Origin of the sequence: Picosynechococcus sp. PCC 73109, from assembly GCF_001521855.1 — a bacterium.
Lineage (GTDB): Bacteria > Cyanobacteriota > Cyanobacteriia > Cyanobacteriales > MRBY01 > MRBY01.
In genome coordinates this window covers 2,013,342-2,032,980 of sequence record NZ_CP013998.1, presented here as the reverse complement: position 1 = coordinate 2,032,980, position 19,639 = coordinate 2,013,342, and the positions used below count along the sequence as shown (strand labels likewise).

Genomic DNA, 19,639 nt, shown 5'->3' with positions numbered 1-19,639 from the left:
CGATAAAAATAGTTGAGGTTTTACATGGGACAACTAGAAGCCCTGATTTTTGATGTGGATGGCACCCTGGCCAATACAGAAAAGGATGCCCATCGCGTCGCCTTTAACCGCGCCTTTGCCGATGTGGGCTTGCCCTGGGATTGGTCGGTAGATCTTTACGGTCAGCTCCTGAAGGTGACGGGGGGTAAAGAAAGAATTCGTTTTTACATTGAATCTTGGCAGCCACAAATGCCATCGGTCGGTGATCGGACTGCTTTTATCAAGGATCTCCATGCCCGCAAAACCCAGCATTACTGCGATTTGTTAGCCAATGAAGTTTTACCACTACGCCCCGGCGTTAGACGACTGATCCAAGAAGCACGGGATCAAGGCATTCGTTTGGCGATCGCCACCACCACTACCCCAGCCAATGTCACTGCCCTATTGACCCATTCCCTCGCCCCCGATGCCATGGATTGGTTTGAAGTTATTGCCGCTGGCGACATGGTCCCCCAGAAAAAACCGGCCCCCGATATCTTTTTCTATGCCCTCGAAAAAATGAATCTCCGGGCCGATCAATGTGTCGCCTTTGAGGATTCCGGTAATGGCTGGCTTTCGTCTCGGGATGCGGGCCTCACCACCGTCGTCACAGTGAATAACTACACCGCTAACCAAGATTTTACGGGGGCCGACCTGGTACTCAGTGATCTAGGGGAACCGGATCAACCCTTTACAGTATTGGCCGGAGAAGTCGGCACTTGGCCTTATTTTGATGTGACTTTAGCCGCCGAATTACTCAAGCGAAAAAGCAAAAGTTGATTTACCTGATCGGTACTGAAATTATCATCGCTGATCAACAGTAAACTTTGGCTGCCATCGGCAAGCTGTGGCCCTAGGGTCATACCTTCTAGGTTATCGAGGCCAATCCCCAACTGTCGCAGATCCAGCAATAGGGTTTTCTGCATGGGGACAACGGTCTCTGGATTTCCGGCGAGGGATTCGATGCGGGCAGTGTCGGTGGCATTACCAATGGTCACCTGGAACAGTTTCGCACTAACACCCCCAAGGCCATAGCTGCGCTCCAGGCTGAGAAAATAACCTTCCTGGGGGAGGGCAATCATTTCCACAAGGCCATTGGAAAAGGTTCCTTGGGGCGCAGGTTCTAAAGGATAGAGGTGTTCGGCAATTAACACAGGTTCGCCGATGGGATTGATGACGTAATGCAGTAGACGAATGGGCGCACCCACATTATCAGAGCGCGTGTCTTGATGAAGGGATGATTCTGGAGCGACAAAGATCCGAAAGGGGTCAACGGCGGCTTGGGAAGGGGCAGAAATGGCCAAAGCCTCAAATCCTAAATTATTGCGCACACCTCGCTGGCGATCGCCTGTTAGAAAACGTTTGGGAATTCTGAGGGAGGTTAATTCGCGCCCTCCGCGGTCAAATTCTTTCACAAATGGATCAATGGCGGCGTCGGTATCTCCCTCGCTGGAAATAAATAATGTATTGCGGGGCGAGAGCACCAATCCTTCTGGGTCAAGGCTCCCTGGGGCAAAAGTTTCGCCGTCAGGGGTGGTTAAAGGCGTCATTTCCTTGAGGTTGAGCTGTTGGATTTGGGGAATGGCTCCGGTTTCGTCGATTGTCAGATCGAAGGTATAAAAGCGGGCCGGAGCAAACTGGGAGCGGTCATCACTCAGGGCGTAATAATCACCGGTCTGGGCATCGTAATAGAGAGCCGATAGGCCGCCGACCGTTGTCCCTTGAAACTCTGTTTTGGGTAACCAATATTCGTCTAGAAACTCTACGCTCAGGGGGGCAAAGGTGCGGGGATTGCTTTCTGCCGGGGGGACAACGGGGGCACAACCGATCAGTAAGCTGCCAATCAGACAAAACTTGATCCATAAAATTTTTGGCGATCGCCACCAGGTATTTTTCGGCTTCATCACGGCTTTTGGCTTTCCCACAACACAACAAAAAAGAGAGGTGATTTTTCCTCCCTTAAACTAGCAGATTATCAAAATTTGCCTGGTAATGGCTGGCTTTATATTTCTCCGTAGGCGCGGTCAATGAGCCGCCGGGCAACGGTTTGGGTGCCTGTGTGTTCGTAATAGTTGGTACTGAGATCCAAGAAAGCCGCCACATAATCGAGCTTGTTATCGGAAACTTCCACAAACCCTTGGATATGATCCATGATTTTTTCGGGGGTCAAACCACGGGCGCTCACAAAGCCGCTCATCCAGCCCTGCATAGAGCTAAAACTGCGGTTAATAAAGGCCAATTTCCCCGCAGGATTCCCACCCGGCAAGAATTCTCCGACACGACCAAAGGCCGGATTATTGCTGAGTTCTCCCGCCGAAAGATTATTTAAGGTGCGGTCAATTTTTTGGAGGAAATCTGGCCCCAGGGGAATTAAACCATCCACACAAATCAGGGTCGCAATCCGCATCAATTCTTCGCCACTGTAGTCGGCGATCGCCTTCATAAAATCCTCCAGACTATCCCCCGGAATGCCATTAATCTGACAAAAACAGGTAATTTCGGCGACCAGCTTTAGACACAAATCAATCGCCTGGGCCTTATCAGCGTTGGGGGTCACTTTCTGCATCAAGCCACCTACCAAAGGAATTTTGTCGCCCACTTTATTCGCCAGGGCCGCCGCCGCCAATGCTTTATCCGCCTGGTCAACGGTTTGGTAGATCCACATCGCCCGCTGATAACCCTGGGATTTGTCGCTGTAGAGGACAATGGCGCGATCGCGTACCGATTGAAGGATTGCCGGGTCGGTCTCCTGCGTCACCGCTTTAACCATATTGTCGAAGCCAACAATGTTAGTCCATTCCCCAGGCACCACAAAATCCAGACCATTTAAAAGCATGGTCGTGAGATTTTTTTCGGGTAACTGGTCCATCAACTCCACAATCGAAGCACTCATGAAAAACCTCCTAATTTAGTCAATAGAAAATTACGGCTGTGGTTTACGAAAAACTGACCTATAAACTCGCTAAACCCTGTAGGTTCACTTTGGCGAGCCAAGCCTTGCGCTCATCGGGGCCAAAACTAGGATCCCGGGACATCACTTTCACTTGATAGCGATCGCCCACTAAAACCGCATGGGCATTTGCTCCCTGGGCCACGAGGGGGAACCCATCAACGGTTTCTTCGGCTTCAGCAAATTTACTGCGGGCAGCGAGATTGGTCGCGGTATCTGAGATGGAAATTTTTGCCATTTCTGTACCATTGAGGGTTAATTTAATTTCCGCGAAACCCTCTTTCTCTTGGGTAAAGACCCGGTCATAGCCCTCGGTTTTGTCCGCTGGGAAAAATTGATTAAAAGCACTGCCTTTTTGGGGTGTTTGGGCCGTCTCCGTTGCCGGGGTGGTGACTTCAGTATTAGTCCCAGGGTTCGGGTCAGGGGGGGGAACCGGAGCATTGCCGCCACAGGCCGTCAGGAACAATAGACTCGCCAGAAGCACAGGGGCGATCGCCCGATAGATAAATTGAAAACGCATGGGATGATTGGAAAATTTACGCTCACTTGGTTTCAATTTTGAACGCAAATCCCTAGAATCTCCCGAAAAATTAATAATCTAGCAAGAAAGTTACGCCAAAATACGGGGTTGACGGCCCTTTTGTCCGGTCATGAGTTTGAGCGCAAACAGGCGCAGGGGATTAAATTTCGCCATCACAATCAGCCCCAGACGGCGCACCCAGACCACCGGCCAAATGCGGTTGGAAAAAAGACGGTTGAGGAAATCCGTAAAGCCAAGAATTACCAGATTTTCCTGCTTGCGCCACCGTTCATAGCGTTTCAACACAGCCAAACTTCCTAGATCCTGGCCCCGTTGCTGGGCTTCGATCAAGGTTTGGGCGAGGGCCGCCGCATCACGGATGCCTAAATTGAGACCCTGTCCCCCCACCGGGTGGCAACAATGGGCCGCATCTCCCACCAACGCGAGACGATGATCCACATAGCGATCGCCTTGCATCAGTTGCACCGGAAAGACCTGGCGATCGCCAAGCAATTTTAAGCGACCGAGCTGGGGGCCGGTGTGTTGTTCTAAATATTCTAGGAAAACGTCAGGGGGCAAGTCCTTTAGGCGTTGGGCTTCGGCATGAGGATTTGTCCAGACGATTTGACAGCGATTTTCGGTTAGGGGTAGAACTCCCATCGGCCCCGTACCCCAGAACCGTTCAAAGGCAACATCATTGCGGGGGGCGTCATGTTCGACAACGCAGGTGACACAGGATTGCCAATACTTCCAACCCCTCGTTTTAATGCCTGCCCCTTGGCGCACAAGAGAGCGTGGCCCGTCGGCTCCAACTACCAAGGCCCCTTGAATCTTGATCTGCCCCTGGGTTTCGCTAGATAACTCCACGATTGCCTGCTCAGACTCGTAGTGAATGGCGGTGACTTGGGCTGGACAGAACCAGCGGATATTGCCATAGCCCCGCAGAGAAGCCTGGAGAGTTTCAAGAACAACTTGGTGCTGCCCCGAAAACCCAAGAAAATCGGTCTTGAGATCCTGGCGGGAGAATCTAACAACCCCAGAAAAATTTTCGTCCGATAATTGAATATTGCGGTATTTGCCACTACGGGCGGCGATCGCCTCCCAAACCCCCAACTCCTGAAAAAGCCGCTGGGAAAGCAGGGACATCGCATAGGCCCGCTGCCGTTGAGTCACCACATCAAGGGGTTGTGCTTCCACGATAGCGATCCGCAGATCCGTTTGCTTGAGGCAGGCCGCGAGGGTGACCCCGACAATACCGCCACCGACAATGATCACATCAAACCCAAGGTGAGATTTTTCCATTACTGAGCGCGAGAAACTAAAGACCGTAGGACGTGGCTTGTCCTAAACAAAAGGTAACATTTTCGCGAGAGAGAAGGCTATGGCGTGACTACCCCTGGCGTAGTTGACTGCGCACCTGCATTAAGACTTTGCCAAGATAATTGTGCCCGCTGCCATCGGCACCACAGCCCCAGTAATAGTCCACCGGGGAATTTTCAATAATTGCTGCGTCCCCCGTTGCCAGCAAAATTTGGGCAATGTCAGGGTGGGTTTTAAATTTTGTCCAAACCCCTTGCCACATCACGGTTCGTTTAATGTCTTCCCAATCGGGGCGTTTGGGGTGCTGGGGATCGCGGCCTAGGGCGGCGGCAATTTCTGGGGTCGGGGCAGCGCGAATTTTGTCGATGAGATCTTGTTGGTGGATAGGGAGAAATTTATGGGCTTGGTAAAAATGCTCAACGGTAGGCCAATCTAGGGCTTCGCAGTGGATCGGGTGCAGGGAAAAATTCGAGAAACAGCCATAGGGGTCATGGGCCTTATAGAAATAAATCGGTTCGGCGGTTGACTCCATCATGACTCCTGTGCGCAAGCAAAACCTCAGCTATTATAAATTCTCCTCTGGTCGTCTGGCGCTGGGGGCGATCGCCTGGGTAGGGATCTGAGTCAAGGTTTGCCACTCGCGGCCCGTTTCGCCGGTGACCACCCAGAGGATTGAGCGGAGCCCATCACGGATACATTTCATCGTCGTTTCCGGGGGATTATCTGACGGGACAGGCACTGGTTTAATGGCAATGTCACGGGTGCCGAAAACAATGCTGGCCACGAGCTTGGCGCGGTTCATGTGGTTTTCGGAGGTGATGAGGTAGACGCTATCAATATTTTCTTGTTTAAATTCGTCTACGAGGCTGGTGAAGTTGGTGACGGTGTCTTCGGCCTGGTAATCGAGCTGGAGGCGATCGCCTTCGATTTGATAGTTCGCAAAGATCTGGCGGGCATATTCCGGTGGGCTACCGGAGGAAACCCAAACTTTTAACTCCGGATGTTCCTGGGCAAACTGGGCCGCAAACCGCTCCCGTTCTTCGTGGCCCCCAAGGACAAAAATGGCTTTGGCTGGACGTAAAGCGCCTTGGATACGTTGGTAGGCGATCGCCCCACAGGTTAGGCCAATTAGACCCAAAACAAACCAGCGCCGTCGGAAAAACGTTGTTTGCTGCTGTCGGGGCGATCGCGGTCGCGCCACTTTTCTAGAAGAAATAGCCATGCCAAGGGAAAAAGAGGAAGCGAAACATCGCCAATTATAGGCAATGGGTAGAAAAATTTACGGAGAGCATAGCCCCATCTTAGCCCCGCCGCTGGAAGGGTTGTCCCCAGTAGCGCCAACATTCTTTATTAAACGGCGATCGCCACTTCAAGATTAAATCCCGTTCTAGGGCAAGCCGTTGGGAACGGTCTGTGGGGACTGACACATTAAACGCTAAATTGACCGCCACATTCAAGTCGTACTGACGGTGCAAGCTGATGTAGGCATCAATGTAATCTTTACAATCGTGAACCCCTTTCCAGCGTTGCTTAATCGATAATTTTGTTTCCCCCACATAGAGCAGCAACGGCACCGCATGGTCGAGGACAAAGTAAATATTCGCTTGACCTTCTTGGAGGGGATCATAACGCTCTCGATAGAAATCCCAGGGCTTCGGCGGCAGGGTAAAGGGGTCAATTTTTTCGGCGTCCCAGTGGTCTGGCTTCGACTGGGTCTCAAAAAGTAAACTGGTTTGGCTTGCGGCTGGATTTTGACGAACCTTGTCCTGAAAGTTTTGCAGTCGTTGCTTCCATTGCAGGAGGCTTTCTTGGCCCATGGTAAGCCTGGGGGCGCGTTCGACGCGGTAAGGATTGGGGGCATCGGCCACAGAAAAAAGCTTGAGCTGTTCGTCGGTCATGGGCGAGAAAAAATTCACAGGCTCTCCAGTGTAGCAAAGGGCAATTTTAAGCTCGTGCTCCCTGATACCGGATAAATTCGAGGGGCAGACCATCGGCATCGGCAAGGAACATCACCTCATAAATGCGATCGCCAATCATCTGTTGTTGGGGTTTTAGAAGAACCGTGATCGGTTCCGGGGCATTTTGTTGCAAATCGGCGAGCCAAGTGGCTAAATCTGGCGTGATTTCCGTCAGGTCAAAGGATAAATGATAGTAGCCGACATAATGTTCATCACCAAAGGCATCGGGGGCGGGCTTTGGTTGGGGGATTTGGATGAGTTCCAAACGTCCAAGGGGGCCTTTAAGCCAACAGGCGAGAGTGTACCCTGTGGTGAACTGGGTTTCCATGGCAAAATCGAGCTGTCCGTAAAAGGCGATCGCCCGGTGGATATCGGCGGTGCGAATTGAAGCGTGGTGCATGGCTGACTGGTGTAGCTAGAGGACAGATCAATTTTCCCCCAGGGCTAAATCTGTCGCCAAAAATCCCCTGCGTTACCATAGCCATAGTTTTTTGAGTTTTCTTTGTTTTCTAAAAAAAGATTTGTGGGGAAAAGTTTATGGGAGCATGGCGCAGGGCTTGGGGTTGGCTGTTGTGGGGAAGCATTTTTTTCTATGGCTCTTTCGCCTATGCCGATGACAGTTTCGGCAATACTTTAGATACGATCACTGTCAAAACCGCGCCCACAACCGACGCCAGGGCTGCCCTCGCCACCCTGAAAACAGCGCAAGTCATTTACCTCGGTGAACACCACACCAGCGAGGCTGACCACATCGCCCAGTTAGAAATCATCAAAGCCCTCCACGACCATCATCCCCAGGTGGCGATCGCCATGGAAATGTTTCAACGGCCTTTCCAAGGGGTTTTAGATCAATACATTGCCGGGGAAATTAGCGAAGCTGACCTTGTCGCCCAAACGGAATATGAAACCCGTTGGGGTTTTGACTGGGAATTGTATGCGCCCATTCTTCGTTTTGCCCAGGAAAAACAGATTCCAGTGATCGCCCTCAATGCCCCCAATGAAGTGGTACGTCAGGTATCCTCAGTTGGTTTGGCTAGTTTAGAGGCGGCGGATTTTGAATATTTACCGCCCCGTGAAGAACTGGATCTAAGCAACGAAAGTTATCAGGCGCTTCTCCAGGAGGCCTTTACGGGCCATGGTCAGCATGGCAACTTTGACTTTGACAATTTTTTTGCCGCCCAGGTGGTCTGGGATGAGACCATGGCCGAGGCGATCGCCAATTTTGCTCAACGCAACCCCAATACCCAAATTATTACCCTCGCCGGTCAAGGCCATGTCATTTATGGCTACGGCATTCCTGAGCGGGTGCAACGTCGCCTCGGCGAAAATCTAAAACAGGAGATCGTATTGCTCAATCCCAATCCTGATCTCGCCCCAACACCAGAGGTTGCCGATCTTTTCTGGTGGACGGAAGCGCCGACCATTCCCTAGCCACCGCTAATTTTCGCCTTGTAACCTTGGTCAAGGAGGAATGTGAGAATCGGCTGGCGCTGATCTCCCTGGATTTCTAGGGTATTGTCCTTGAGGGTGCCCCCGGAGCCACATTTATTTTTCAGTTGCTTTAGAAGTTTTTGTAACGTCTCTGGGGAATGTTGTAGTCCCGTAATTACAGTTACCGTCTTGCCCTTACGACCAGAACGGCTCGTTTGGATGCGGGGACTTTGTTGTTGGGGCGGCAGATCAACGATTTCCGGGGTCTCGTCTGGGACAGTGTTACCAAATTCTTGATAGACAACTTTTTTGCGTGTCATCGTTCAAATTCAATCGATTGGGTGTACTTTTCCCTAGCTTACGGGTTTTATGGGATCTTGGATTACAAGCTACTTTTTTTGAAATTTTAAATGCCTACAAAAAAGAGCGACATAGCCGCCCTTGGTGAACTGGATTCCATCAATATCCTTGTGGTGGGCTAGGAATAACCCGAGGAAACTTGACCAAAACTGCTTTCAGGAAAGAGAAAAATGGTGCGGTAAAACCCAATAAAGAATTGGGGTCAAAATTATAAACGCAACCGTAAAAATCCCAATAATCTCAACAGCGAGAAGTCCTTCATTCATGGCGATCGCCTCTTAAATGTGATTGATCCATCACATCTTTAGTGTAGCCTGACTTCCTTCGCCGCCAGACCAGACCCCTAACCGGAGATCAGTACCGTGACACCGATGAGGGTCGCCACAAGTACGCCTCCTAGAACACCAATAACCAGCAAATTTTTTTGTTCTTTCGCTGTTTTTGCCTCTGCTTGGTACATTTTGGGCTCTTGGGCAAAATTATTCAGCTTACCGTCTTCATCTTCCATGTAGCGCATGGTGGCTCCTTCAAATTTGTCAATCTTTAAACCCCCTGGGGGTTCGATCATCATAGGAACCGGACTTTATAGCTATCAATAAAACTCAACAAAAGTTAAGCTTCCTACGCACCCATGCCGGAATAATGTTTCAAACCTTTACGCCAAAAGTAACGATTTAGGCCATAGAAAATCAAACTCCAGACGCCCATGACAATGAAGCCTTCGGTGAGACGCACCGGCAACCCCATCAAGATGGCCGAGGGGAAATACACCACATAGGGAAAAGGGGTCAGCAGGGCAATTTCTTTCATGAGGGGCGGAAAGGTTTCCAGGGGAGCGATATAGCCAGAGAGGAAAATATAAAACAAAAACCAAATTTGTTCGATGGCACTGGCCCGTTCCACCCAAAAGGCCGCCATTGCAAAGGTGTATTGCAGGAGGAAACGCAGACCAAAGGCGATCGCCGCCGTCAGAATACAAAGTAGCATCTGGGTCAGACTCGGTACCCAAAATGCCTGGGGATAAAGGGCAAAAAACAAGAGTACCAGGGCAATGCTAAAGGGCAGGCGAGCAAACCGTTCCGACACATGGCTCGCAAAATGTCGCCAAACGGGATCAATAGGTTGGAGTAGGGCAAAGGACAATTTTCCCTGGGAGACTTCCTTTTCAAATTCCCAGATCACCCAGACGAGGGTCAGTTGGCGAATAAAAAAGACGGCGATAAAGTAGCGGGCAAATTCAATCGCAGACAGGGGCAACTCCACTTGGTTCGAGGCTTCTGTCCAGACCCCCAGCAGGATAATCGGTAGGGATGAGTTGAGCACCCAAAAAAATAGCTCGGCCCGATATTCCACCATGTAGGCGTAGTAGGTGGTGAATAAAACCTGTGCTTTTCGAAACGGCGATCGCACCATAATCTCCCAGAAAAAAGTCGTTTTTATCATAGGCTGAAAGTCTAACCCATGGCTGAGTTTTAGGCCGCGCAGAAAAATCTAGGCCATTTGTGTTATGGTCAAAAAAGAAGTTCAAAAAATTACCATTAATCCGATGCGCATCAAAAGTTGGGAAAGTCCCCGGCGTCGGGGTCGTAACGACAAAGGCAAAGGCGGCGCGGCCCGTCAACGGCAACTAAAAAAACGCAATAAAATGCTCAAAAACAAGCTCAAGGGCAATGACCACGGAGGGGAAATTAATCCCCTCTTTTTTATGGCTTCTACGACCCACTCAGATAACAATTAACGAGGCGATCGCCCCCAGTTAATTTCACCAGTCTTTGTCCTGCGCTATCCTTTTCAGCCAGATTAAATTTACTTAAAGGCAACAGATCGAGGTTTTCTTGGGAATCTTTTATCAACAGGGATTCCTGCTGATCGGGAACGAAAAGTGTGAGGAGCAGATCGGTTTTTGATTCAAAGCGCATCACATGGTTGCCCATATCACCCCGTTTACCGAGCCGTAAGCTGCTGGCGGCTAATTTTTTGCCGTAGCCTTCCTCGGAGATTAAGTAAAGTTCGTTGTGCCGTTGGCAGGGAACACAGGCGACAATTTGCTCGTTAAAGCGGAGGCGCAGGGCTTGGTTCCCTTGGGAAGTTCTGCCCATCACGGGGATTTCGTTGTCATTTACGGGCAGATGCAAGACCCGCCCACTGCTGACGGCGATCGCCACCTGCTCACCCCCCTTCACGAAACAGGCGAATTTGAGGGTGTCCTTGTCCTTGAGCTTGATCAAACTTAAACCGCGACTGGTGAAACTTTCAAGTTCGATCGCTGGGAGACGTTTAATTCGTCCTTGGGCTGTAAGTAAAAGTAAATCGTACTCTGCTAAATTATCGGGCAGTAAAAACTGGGTGATCGGCTGATGGTCATCCCGTAGGGCATGATCTGGTAATAAATCGATTAATTGGGGCTTATCCCGCTGTTCTTGGTAGGGTAAATCGGCGATCGCCACCGGAAAGGCTTTCCCTTGATCGGTGCAGACGATTAAATTTTCCTGCGTGCCGATCTGCGCCTTAAAAATGGTCGGTTCCTCATCCAATAGCCCCGCATCATCATTGCCCCAATACACCCCTCCCAACGCGGCGATCGCCACATGGGAAGTCTCCGTTAGTTGCGGCAGGAGGGCAAGCACAGGTTCCTCCTTTTTGCGGGATTGGCGTTTTTTCTTCGGGGTCGCCGCGGGGGGGTCTGGCTCCGCCTCGACTGTGACAGGTTCCGGTTCAGGGGATGGCACATCCGGTAAACGGGTGCGACGCGGGTCGGCAAATTTCCGTTTTAAACTGCGCAATTCCCGCTTTAGTGCCTTGAGTAATTCGTGGCGATCGCTCAATAATTTATTTAACTTGGCAATCTCCGACGCCAGTTCCGCAAACTCCTGTTCCAACTTTTGCCGTTCCAAACCCGTTAACCGCCGCATCGGCATCGCCAAAATCGCATCCGACTGACTTTCACTCAACCCCAATGCCGCCTGAAACTGCTGTTTTGCCGTCGTGCCATCCGCGGCATTCCGCAAAATCTCGATCACCGCATCCAAATTATTCAGCGCAAGTAATAACCCCTCCACCGAATGTTGGCGCGTTTCCTTCTGTGTCAGCTCATACCGATATTGCCGAGTGACCGTTTCTTCCCGAAATTTAAGAAATTCCTGCAAAATCGCCTTTAACGACAACTGACGTGGTTGATTATTCACCAAAGACAGCAAAATCGCCCCAAAATTGGACTGCAACGCCGTTTTCTTATACAGCAACTTTAAAACCTTCTCCGGTTCCGCATCCCGCTTCAGTTCAATCACTACCCGCATCCCTTGGCGATCGCTCTCATCCCGAATATCCGAAATTCCCGAAATCTTGCCATCATTCACCAGATCCGCGATCTTTTCAATCCACGCCGCCTTATTCACCTGATAGGGCAGTTCCGTCACCACCAGCGCATTCACATCCCGCTTCCGTTTCCGCCCCACCTGCAGCACTTCCAAATGGACAATGCCCCGCATCGGAATAATGCCCCGTCCCGTCCGGTAGGCGTCTCGCACCCCAGCGAGATCAACGATTTCTCCCCCTGTCGGAAAATCCGGTGCAGGAATAATTGCCCATAACTTCTCATCCTCAATTTCTGGATCATCAATCAAAGCGATCAACCCATCCACCACTTCCCCCAAATTGTGCGGCGGCATATTCGTTGCCATCCCCACCGCAATCCCCGAAGAGCCATTCAACAGCAAGATCGGCAACTGTACCGGCAGCACCACTGGCTCCTGCTGCGACCCATCAAAATTATCCGTAAAATCAACAATGTCCTCACTAATCTGCGCCAACATCGCCTCAAAACTCACGGGCGATAACCGCGTTTCCGTATACCGCATCGCCGCCGCCGGATCATTGTCAATCGAACCAAAATTCCCATGTCCCGCCAACAACGGATAGCGCGTCGAGAAATCCTGCACCAACCGCACCAAGGCATCGTAAACGGACTGATCGCCGTGGGGATGATACTTCCCCAACACATCCCCCACCACCCGCGCACATTTGCGGTAAGGGCGATCCGGACTTAAGCCCAACTCATACATCGCATACAAAATCCGCCGATGCACTGGTTTAAGACCATCCCGCACATCCGGCAATGCCCGTCCGACGATCACACTCATCGCATATTCCATATAGGACTGTTCCATTTCCACATGGAGCGCTGTCGGGATAATGTGACCGGACTGGAGCAGATCGAGTTGTTGTGCCATGAATTTATGCTGATTGGACAATAATGGGGAACGCTGTTTTCAAGGAATATACTGTTGATTCTTAAATCTTTACAAGCGTTTGCATCTTTTTCACCATAAAGGCATAGGGCTCTCTGTCGCAAAAAACATTGTTATGGATTCGCTTTGCTTTGGGTAGAAATAAGTTACGCGATGTCTTTAATTCAAGGGGGTAATAATCAAGGTGGCAGAGATGATATATTGTGCTTCTGTTCAATGGCCCGCAAGACCCCAGTGATTACGCCATAGTGAATCCCAGAATTGATTGTTTGCAGTTGTCCCTAATCTCAAGAAAGTAGTTATGGCCACGATATTGATAGTTGAAGATGATCCGATTAATGTGCGTGTTTTCAGCACAATTTTGCAGAAACGGGGCCAGTTCGATGTGCTCTGCTCTGAGAATGTCGGGGAAATTATGGCCTTAACGTCAGCGGGAAAGGTTGATCTGGTGATGATGGATGTTTCCCTAACGGCAAGTCTCTATGAAGGGGAGTCAGTGGATGGAATTCGGATTACCCAAATGCTCAAAGCAGATCCCCAGACGAAGGAAATTCCAGTGATTTTAGTGACAGCCCACGCGATGCAAGGCGATCGCGAAACGTTCCTGAGCAAAAGTGGGGCTGAGGGTTATATTTCTAAGCCAGTGGTTGATTATGATGATTTTTTGCAGCAGATTCATCGCCTAATCGGAGAGTAACAAATAAAAAAAGGCGATCGCCTTTTTTTGCTTCAGTGAAAATCCGTTGGCGTTAATGGTTTACAACACTTGCGATCGCAGTAGGGCGACGGGCAGATAAACCATTTTCTTGGCCGTCGGCACATAGGCGCGGCGGTTAAAAACATCGTAGTCATTTTTCTCAATGATATCGAGGATCCCTTGGTACAACATCAAGGCAGACCACACCGGCCAGCGGGCATCGGGATGGAGCGACCGAATTCCCCGCTCGGCAATTTGGTAGTAATGGCGGGCCCGCTTAATTTGAAATTTCATTAGCGATCGCCACCGCTCATCGATGACCCCCGCAAACAAGTCCTTTTCGGAATAGTTAAATAGCGCTAAATCTTCTAGGGGCAGATAAATGCGACCACGGCCCCGGTCTTCCCCCACATCCCGGAGAATGTTCGTTAGTTGATTGGCAATCCCCAGGGCGATCGCCTCTTCCGTCGGCATCTGAGACTGGCTTTGACGATTCCAGGGGGCCGTATTCGTGCGATTTTCTAAACCCATGACCGCCCCGGACATCAGGCCCACAGTCCCAGCGACTCGATAGCAATAGAGCTCCAAGTCCTCAAATGTTTCATAGCGACTGCGATATAAGTCCATGCGCTGCCCAGCAATCATGTCCCGAAAGGGCTGGATATCAAGGGGAAAGCGATTCAAGCTATCCACCAAGGCCACATCTGGATCGGCAACCGGTTGCCCCGCAAATACAGATTCGAGATCCCGCTCCCATTGATCGAGGGTTTCTGGGGTAGTATTAACCGCTTCTGGCCCATCAACCAGTTCATCGGTGCGACGACACCAGACATAAATGGCCCAAATTGCCTCGCGTTTTTCCTTGGGCATGAGGAGGGTGCCTAGGTAAAACGTCTTAGAATACATCGCCGTAACAGTACGACAATATTCGTAGGCCTCTTCACGGGAGATGAAGGACGAGGCAGTGGGTGGGGAAGGTTGAAGTCTAGACAATTGCAGCATGCGTTGCGGGCGAAGTGTCTGGGGAGTCGTTTCCGGGCCTCCCCGTGGGCAAAAAAAGCCATAATGATTGTCGCATTGTACGAGTCAAATGGGAAATTAATCTTAATTTTGTCAAGAAGTCTCCCACGGACTGATTTTATGCGGCAACGGAAACAGTGGTGGCCTGGTCAGCAAGGGTGGTTTCAGCCGCTTTCGCAACAGCTTGGGCGGTGAGTTTCCCGGAGAGGACGGCCCCTTCCATACTGGCGAGATAGCGCTGCATTGTGTAGTCCCCAGTGAGGAAGAAGTTGGAGATGGGTGTCTCCTGGGAGGGACGGTGATCTTGGCGACCGGGGGTTGACTTGTAAACGGAGCGGGGAGTTTTCACCACATGGTACTTCAAAAGTTTGGCTTGATTATCACCCGTAAAGTCATCGGGGAAGAGTTGTTGCAATTCTTCCATGGTGGCGGCGATGATCTCCTCATCGGACTTGCTAATCCAGTCCTTTGCGGGGGCCAAGACCAGCTCTAACATGGATTTGTCGCTGTAGTAGCCACGGCAAGTGTTGCTCATGTCCGCATACACGCTTAATAAAGGCGATCGCGAGAAGAGGAGATGATCCACATCGGTTAATTTGCGATCAAACCACATGTGCAGGTTGATTACCGGGACGCCTTCGAGGCCATCCAGCTTCTGGAAAAAGGACATTTCTTTCCAAGGCTTGGGCAACATTACCTTGAGGGGATCGACGGGCATCGCTGACACATAGGCATCGGCGGTGAAAAATTCGTCTTCGGCCCCGTTTAGACCGCGCAGGAGGAAGCCTTTTACAGAGCCATCATCGTTGAGTTGAATTTCTTTGAGGGGACGATTGAGATGGACTTCGCCGCCCCGTTCAGTGATGTAGTCCACGATGGGTTGACAGAGGCGTTCGGTGGGAGAGCCATCGAGGAAAGCCATTTTTGAGCCGTTCTTTTCTTGGAGGAAGCGGTTCAGGGCGGTGAGCAGAATGGTGGCAGAAATTTCATCGGGGTTGATGAAATTCAAGGCTTTGGACATGGCGATGAAAACTTCTTTCTCGACCCGCTCAGGAATTCCTTGTTTCTTCATCCATTCGGACCAGGAATATTGATCCATGTCTTCGACATATTTTTGGCCCTGTACCATCGCCGGAATTAAGCCGATGCCAAATTTGATTTTTTCTTCCCAGGTGAGCATGTCGTTGTTGCGGAGGATGGCAAACACACCGTTGATGGGAGCAGGCAGATCGGGGAAGTCGAACCGGGAATAGGTACCGGGAGCATCGGGCTGGTTGAAGATCATCGTATGCTCTTTCCACTGCAGACGATCTTCGATGTCGAGTTCTTTAAAGAGCTGGAGCATATTGGGGTAGGCTCCAAAGAAGATGTGTAAACCAGTTTCGTACCAGTCTCCATCTTCGTCTTGCCATGCGGCGACTTTGCCACCGAGAACGTCTCTTCTTTCGAGGACAATAGGAGTATGTCCTGCATCAACAAGGTATTTCGCACAGGATAATCCTGCTAATCCGGCTCCGGCGATCGCAACTCGCATGGTGAAGGGCTTCCTACTCTAACGAACGACAACTAAAAATTAGATGTTGTTCATTATACTTTGCAATTCGTTACATTTGAGTTTTTCTCCAGAAATCCCTTGATTTTCCACAAAATTAACGGTCTAAATTGCGGCAAGGGCGATCGCCTTTATTTTGATGCCAGATTACCTACATCGGAAAAAATAGGGTCGGGAACCAACTGCGGTGTAATAAATCGCTGGCATAGCTGTGCACCGTGAGTTCAAGGAGTTGATTGCGGGGTTTGCTGGCGATGGCGATCGCACTAATATCTTCTTTGACGGCGATATCAAGGGTTTCACTGAGGGGATTGCCAATTTTAACGGCGGTTTTGACCGTCAGTCCCAAGGCTTCTAGCTCCCCTTTAACCTTCGCGAGTTTTTCCTCGGCTTCCTTTTGGAGATATTCAATCTGAATGCGCTGGATACCAGAATTATCGAGGACGGACAACAAAAAACAATTGGCGATCGCCCCTTGGGGCGCATTTTTCGCAAAAGTCTTCACCTGTTCAATTAAATATTTCGCCTCATCACTGCCATTGTAAGGAAGCAGCAGATATCGCCACAGATGGCGGCAACGCAGCGCCAACTCCTCACAAGTATAGGTAGAGACAATCTGGGGCCGGAGGATCATGATCGGCTTTTTCAGAGACTTGATCAGACCCAGGCTCGTACTGCCAAACATTTTTTCTTGGATTAAATTTTTGATGGGGGTGCCCACCAAGATGACATCACATTGATATTGCTCAAGGACTTGGGGAATATTATCGAGGGCATTCCCAGAAACAATTTCTACTTTGACATCTGCACCAGCCGGAACCTGGGTTAGGGCCTTGGAAAGATGGGCTTGGGCAGCAGCCACTTTTTCTTTATCAATACGGGGGATATTGCCTTCTGTCCAGAGGGGCACACTATGGAAAAAAACAATCTGGGATAGTCCTCCCTGTACCAGATTTGCGATGCAGCCAGTGAGTCGATCTAAGCCATCGGAAAAATCTGTACAGACTAAGGCGCTATGAAACATGGCAATATCGCTAAAAACTGTGGAATAAGAATCAAAATTTTCTTTACGGTAGCACTTCTCCCCGAAGAAGTTGAACTGCAAGTCAATAAATCCTTTGGAATTTTTTCCCTACCCCCACATCCCTAGCGTGATGCTGTTGTGATCAGGCTCGAGAAGGAGGCCAGTGAAAAATATTCACGTTTACCAGTGGATGCTCTTAGTCGGAATAAACTTGACTATCGTTGCTGTTTCCAGCATTTGGGCTATCCCCTAGAGCCCCCATTGGTGCTTGATCACTTCCTTGTACATATTCTCCCGTGAGAGCATTTGTTCGTAAAGTTTCACGAGATGCTCTAGGGCTTGTTCACGGTTCATCTGTTGCACTTGGCTTTCGAAGGAACGGAGGCTGAATTGTTGCTCTAATGAGAGTTCATTGTTTGTTGGAAACATAATTATCTCCTTAACAGTTTTGACAATTAATACTGGGCTGAATTTCTACTGATGCAGAAATGCGGGGCCAACTATTACATATTGTAAACAATTATTGACAACTGTGTGATTACGTCAATTCGTTTTTAGCGATTCTTCTCCCAAGAAGTTGCTCAAAGTGAACAAAGCAATGAGTAAAAATACTTGTTTGTCTGGATTTCTAGATAAAATTAGACAATGTCAGGGACAGCCAAACTAGCAATGGGGAGAAATGTCTTCGTGGTACAGGAATTTCGTTTGGGGTGTGCAGTCTGGGCCTACCGGGGTTGGTTAGGGGATTTTTACCCCAGGGGCAGTGTCGCGAAGGATTTTTTGAGGCTCTATGGCGATCGCCTCCATGCCGTGGAAGGAAATACGACGTTTTATGCGGTGCCGTCCGCCGAAACCGTGACACGCTGGCGGGAACAAACGCCCCCCGAATTCCGCTTTTGTTTGAAATTTCCCCAGGCTGTGACCCACCAAGGCCCGTTAATGGCTCAATTAGACCAGGCAAAGGCGTTTATCGACCGGGTTAAGCCCTTAGGCGATCGCCTAGGCTGTATCTTTGCCCAGCTTCCCCCTTACTATTCCCCGAATTACTACGACGATCTACAGGCATTTCTACTCGCTCTAGCAGATTACTCCGTTACCTTAGGCGTGGAAGTACGCCACCTCGACTGGTTTCACGCTCCCCATCGAATTCGCCTTGACACCCTACTCGCCCACTACAGTGTGAGTAAAGTTCTGTTAGATACCCGCCCAATTTACAATTGCCCCGATAATCCCCAGGCCCATTCCCAACGCCCCAAACCAGAAGTGCCACTGATCCCAACAGTGACTAACCAGAAAGCCATTATTCGTTTTATTAGCCACCCCAAACGTGCCTTCAATCAGCCCTACTTTGAGCAATGGTGCCAGCAGATTCAGCAATGGTATGCCGCCGGGCACTCTATCTATTTCTTCATGCACTGTCCCATCGAGGATCACTCCCCCGGCCATGCTCACTATTTCCAAGAACAATTACAACAGGCCCAGGTTCCAGTGCCCCTCCTTCCCTGGCAGAAGCTAGCCCCCGAACCGAAACAACTTAAACTCTTCTAAAAATATGAATTTGAAGCCTCCAACACCCAATCCCAGCATCTCCCTGTTCACAAAATCTCCCTTGTCGCAAAAATGTAAGTCCCATTTTTCAGTAAACCAGCCAGCAACTGAGAAAAATCTCAACTCTCATTCCTAAGAACAGCACCACATCCAAGATCCCCCCTAGCCCCTGTAGATGTTAAAAACTGTTACGAAACAACAAGGAGAGGTGACACAGTAACGCAAAATATTTGCGGATGGCTGTAGGAAAACCTAGGACAGCATCGGCTTATTTCTCTGATAAAACGTTAGGTGATAATCCGGACACTTAGGATCCTCATACACCCACAATGTTGGTTTTAATTTGAGCAATATAAAGCAAATTAAAGAAAGCCACCATTTATTTGATAAAAAACCAGTTTAAACTTAAAATCTGGTAATTATTTACTTTATTTAGTCTCATATCTAGAGGAGGAATCCATAGATGAGTATTGTCACGAAATCCATCGTGAATGCCGACGCTGAAGCTCGTTACCTCAGCCCCGGTGAGCTCGATCGCATCAAAGCTTTTGTTACTTCTGGTGAAAGCCGTCTTCGGATCGCAGAAACCCTGACTGGCTCCCGTGAGCGCATCATCAAATCTGCTGGCGATGGCCTCTTCCAGAAGCGCCCTGATATCGTTTCTCCCGGCGGTAACGCTTACGGTGAAGAAATGACTGCAACTTGCCTCCGTGACATGGACTACTATCTCCGTTTGATCACCTATGGTGTCGTTGCTGGTGATGTAACTCCCATCGAAGAAATCGGTCTTGTTGGCGTTCGCGAAATGTACAAATCCTTGGGCACTCCCGTTGACGCGGTTGCTCAGGCAGTTCGTGAAATGAAAGCTGTTGCGACTGGCATGATGTCTGGCGACGATGCAGCTGAAGCTGGTGCTTACTTTGACTATGTCATCGGAGCAATGGAGTAATCATAAAATTTGATTACTTTCTCCATAGTGGTTTTTACCCTCTGG

At 49.8% G+C, this 19,639-nt stretch carries 22 protein-coding genes; 6 read left to right on the top strand and 16 right to left on the bottom strand.

The features are described 5' to 3' along the window. Positions 1-24 precede the first annotated feature (24 nt). Positions 25-798, top strand: a complete 774-nt coding sequence (locus tag AWQ23_RS09805) for an HAD family hydrolase (protein WP_062434917.1) — start codon at positions 25-27, stop codon at positions 796-798. Here AWQ23_RS09805 and AWQ23_RS09800 read toward each other — a convergent pair. From AWQ23_RS09800 to AWQ23_RS09765, 8 genes are all read right to left on the bottom strand, one after another. Further along, a complete protein-coding gene (locus tag AWQ23_RS09800) occupies positions 744-1,922 on the bottom strand; it encodes an esterase-like activity of phytase family protein (protein WP_062434914.1) in 1,179 nt (392 codons plus the stop codon). The two genes, AWQ23_RS09805 and AWQ23_RS09800, sit on opposite strands and share 55 nt — an antisense overlap. 98 nt (positions 1,923-2,020) lie before the next feature. After that, positions 2,021-2,911 (bottom strand): hypothetical protein, encoded by an 891-nt coding sequence (locus AWQ23_RS09795; RefSeq protein WP_062434911.1) that lies wholly within the window; start codon positions 2,909-2,911, stop codon positions 2,021-2,023. Between the two features lie 58 nt (positions 2,912-2,969). After that, positions 2,970-3,488 (bottom strand): hypothetical protein, encoded by a 519-nt coding sequence (locus tag AWQ23_RS09790; protein ID WP_071884953.1) that lies wholly within the window; start codon positions 3,486-3,488, stop codon positions 2,970-2,972. A 90-nt stretch (positions 3,489-3,578) separates the two neighbouring features. Beyond that, a complete protein-coding gene (locus AWQ23_RS09785; RefSeq protein ID WP_062434907.1) occupies positions 3,579-4,790 on the bottom strand; it encodes an FAD-dependent hydroxylase in 1,212 nt (403 codons plus the stop codon). Between the two features lie 88 nt (positions 4,791-4,878). After that, positions 4,879-5,343, bottom strand: a complete 465-nt coding sequence (locus AWQ23_RS09780; RefSeq protein WP_062434904.1) for an NADAR family protein — start codon at positions 5,341-5,343, stop codon at positions 4,879-4,881. 30 nt (positions 5,344-5,373) lie between these two features. Further along, a complete protein-coding gene (locus AWQ23_RS09775) occupies positions 5,374-6,030 on the bottom strand; it encodes a YdcF family protein (RefSeq protein ID WP_062434900.1) in 657 nt (218 codons plus the stop codon). 79 nt (positions 6,031-6,109) lie between these two features. Continuing rightward, the gene (locus AWQ23_RS09770) at positions 6,110-6,706 is read right to left on the bottom strand and encodes a hypothetical protein (RefSeq protein WP_062434897.1); all 597 of its coding nucleotides are present in this window, start codon (positions 6,704-6,706) and stop codon (positions 6,110-6,112) included. A gap of 46 nt (positions 6,707-6,752) precedes the next feature. Next, positions 6,753-7,166 carry a VOC family protein gene (locus AWQ23_RS09765; protein ID WP_062434894.1) on the bottom strand — a complete coding sequence of 138 codons (414 nt, stop codon included), beginning with the start codon at positions 7,164-7,166 and terminating at the stop codon, positions 6,753-6,755. A 137-nt stretch (positions 7,167-7,303) separates the two neighbouring features. Between AWQ23_RS09765 and AWQ23_RS09760 the strand changes: the two genes are divergently transcribed. After that, positions 7,304-8,197, top strand: coding sequence for a ChaN family lipoprotein (locus tag AWQ23_RS09760; protein WP_062434891.1), 894 nt, complete (start codon positions 7,304-7,306; stop codon positions 8,195-8,197). Here the strand turns inward: AWQ23_RS09760 and AWQ23_RS09755 are convergent. The 3 genes from AWQ23_RS09755 to AWQ23_RS09745 form a co-directional block, all read right to left on the bottom strand. Further along, positions 8,194-8,517 carry a translation initiation factor gene (locus tag AWQ23_RS09755; protein ID WP_062434888.1) on the bottom strand — a complete coding sequence of 108 codons (324 nt, stop codon included), beginning with the start codon at positions 8,515-8,517 and terminating at the stop codon, positions 8,194-8,196. The genes AWQ23_RS09760 and AWQ23_RS09755 overlap by 4 nt on opposite strands. Positions 8,518-8,900: 383 nt before the next feature. Next, positions 8,901-9,128, bottom strand: a complete 228-nt coding sequence (gene psb34 / locus AWQ23_RS09750) for a photosystem II assembly protein Psb34 (protein WP_041443557.1) — start codon at positions 9,126-9,128, stop codon at positions 8,901-8,903. A gap of 50 nt (positions 9,129-9,178) precedes the next feature. After that, positions 9,179-9,970 (bottom strand): ABC-2 family transporter protein, encoded by a 792-nt coding sequence (locus tag AWQ23_RS09745; RefSeq protein WP_062434885.1) that lies wholly within the window; start codon positions 9,968-9,970, stop codon positions 9,179-9,181. 133 nt (positions 9,971-10,103) lie between these two features. Between AWQ23_RS09745 and AWQ23_RS09740 the strand changes: the two genes are divergently transcribed. Further along, the gene (locus tag AWQ23_RS09740) at positions 10,104-10,295 is read left to right on the top strand and encodes a hypothetical protein (RefSeq protein WP_030006439.1); all 192 of its coding nucleotides are present in this window, start codon (positions 10,104-10,106) and stop codon (positions 10,293-10,295) included. Here the strand turns inward: AWQ23_RS09740 and AWQ23_RS09735 are convergent. Continuing rightward, positions 10,270-12,786, bottom strand: coding sequence for a DNA topoisomerase (ATP-hydrolyzing) subunit A (locus AWQ23_RS09735; protein ID WP_062434883.1), 2,517 nt, complete (start codon positions 12,784-12,786; stop codon positions 10,270-10,272). The genes AWQ23_RS09740 and AWQ23_RS09735 overlap by 26 nt on opposite strands. 319 nt (positions 12,787-13,105) lie before the next feature. Between AWQ23_RS09735 and AWQ23_RS09730 the strand changes: the two genes are divergently transcribed. After that, positions 13,106-13,501, top strand: a complete 396-nt coding sequence (locus AWQ23_RS09730; protein ID WP_012307547.1) for a response regulator — start codon at positions 13,106-13,108, stop codon at positions 13,499-13,501. 60 nt (positions 13,502-13,561) lie between these two features. Here AWQ23_RS09730 and crtB read toward each other — a convergent pair whose 3' ends face one another. From crtB to AWQ23_RS09710, 4 genes are all read right to left on the bottom strand, one after another. Next, on the bottom strand, positions 13,562-14,503 hold the full coding sequence (gene crtB / locus AWQ23_RS09725) for a 15-cis-phytoene synthase CrtB (RefSeq protein ID WP_012307546.1): 942 nt from the start codon (positions 14,501-14,503) through the stop codon (positions 13,562-13,564). Positions 14,504-14,639: 136 nt separating this feature from the next. Beyond that, a complete protein-coding gene (gene pds / locus AWQ23_RS09720) occupies positions 14,640-16,055 on the bottom strand; it encodes a 15-cis-phytoene desaturase (protein ID WP_062434879.1) in 1,416 nt (471 codons plus the stop codon). Positions 16,056-16,224: 169 nt separating this feature from the next. Continuing rightward, positions 16,225-17,097, bottom strand: coding sequence for a universal stress protein (locus tag AWQ23_RS09715; RefSeq protein WP_062434876.1), 873 nt, complete (start codon positions 17,095-17,097; stop codon positions 16,225-16,227). Between the two features lie 249 nt (positions 17,098-17,346). Beyond that, the gene (locus tag AWQ23_RS09710; RefSeq protein WP_030006436.1) at positions 17,347-17,526 is read right to left on the bottom strand and encodes an NblA/ycf18 family protein; all 180 of its coding nucleotides are present in this window, start codon (positions 17,524-17,526) and stop codon (positions 17,347-17,349) included. Between the two features lie 258 nt (positions 17,527-17,784). On the opposite strand from AWQ23_RS09710, the gene AWQ23_RS09705 reads away from it, so the two are divergent. Both AWQ23_RS09705 and AWQ23_RS09700 read left to right on the top strand, forming a co-directional pair. Continuing rightward, entirely contained in the window at positions 17,785-18,645 is an 861-nt protein-coding gene (locus AWQ23_RS09705) for a DUF72 domain-containing protein (RefSeq protein WP_232308886.1), read from the top strand. 463 nt (positions 18,646-19,108) lie between these two features. Further along, positions 19,109-19,594 carry an allophycocyanin gene (locus AWQ23_RS09700; protein ID WP_062434871.1) on the top strand — a complete coding sequence of 162 codons (486 nt, stop codon included), beginning with the start codon at positions 19,109-19,111 and terminating at the stop codon, positions 19,592-19,594. The last annotated feature ends 45 nt before the right edge of the window (positions 19,595-19,639 follow it).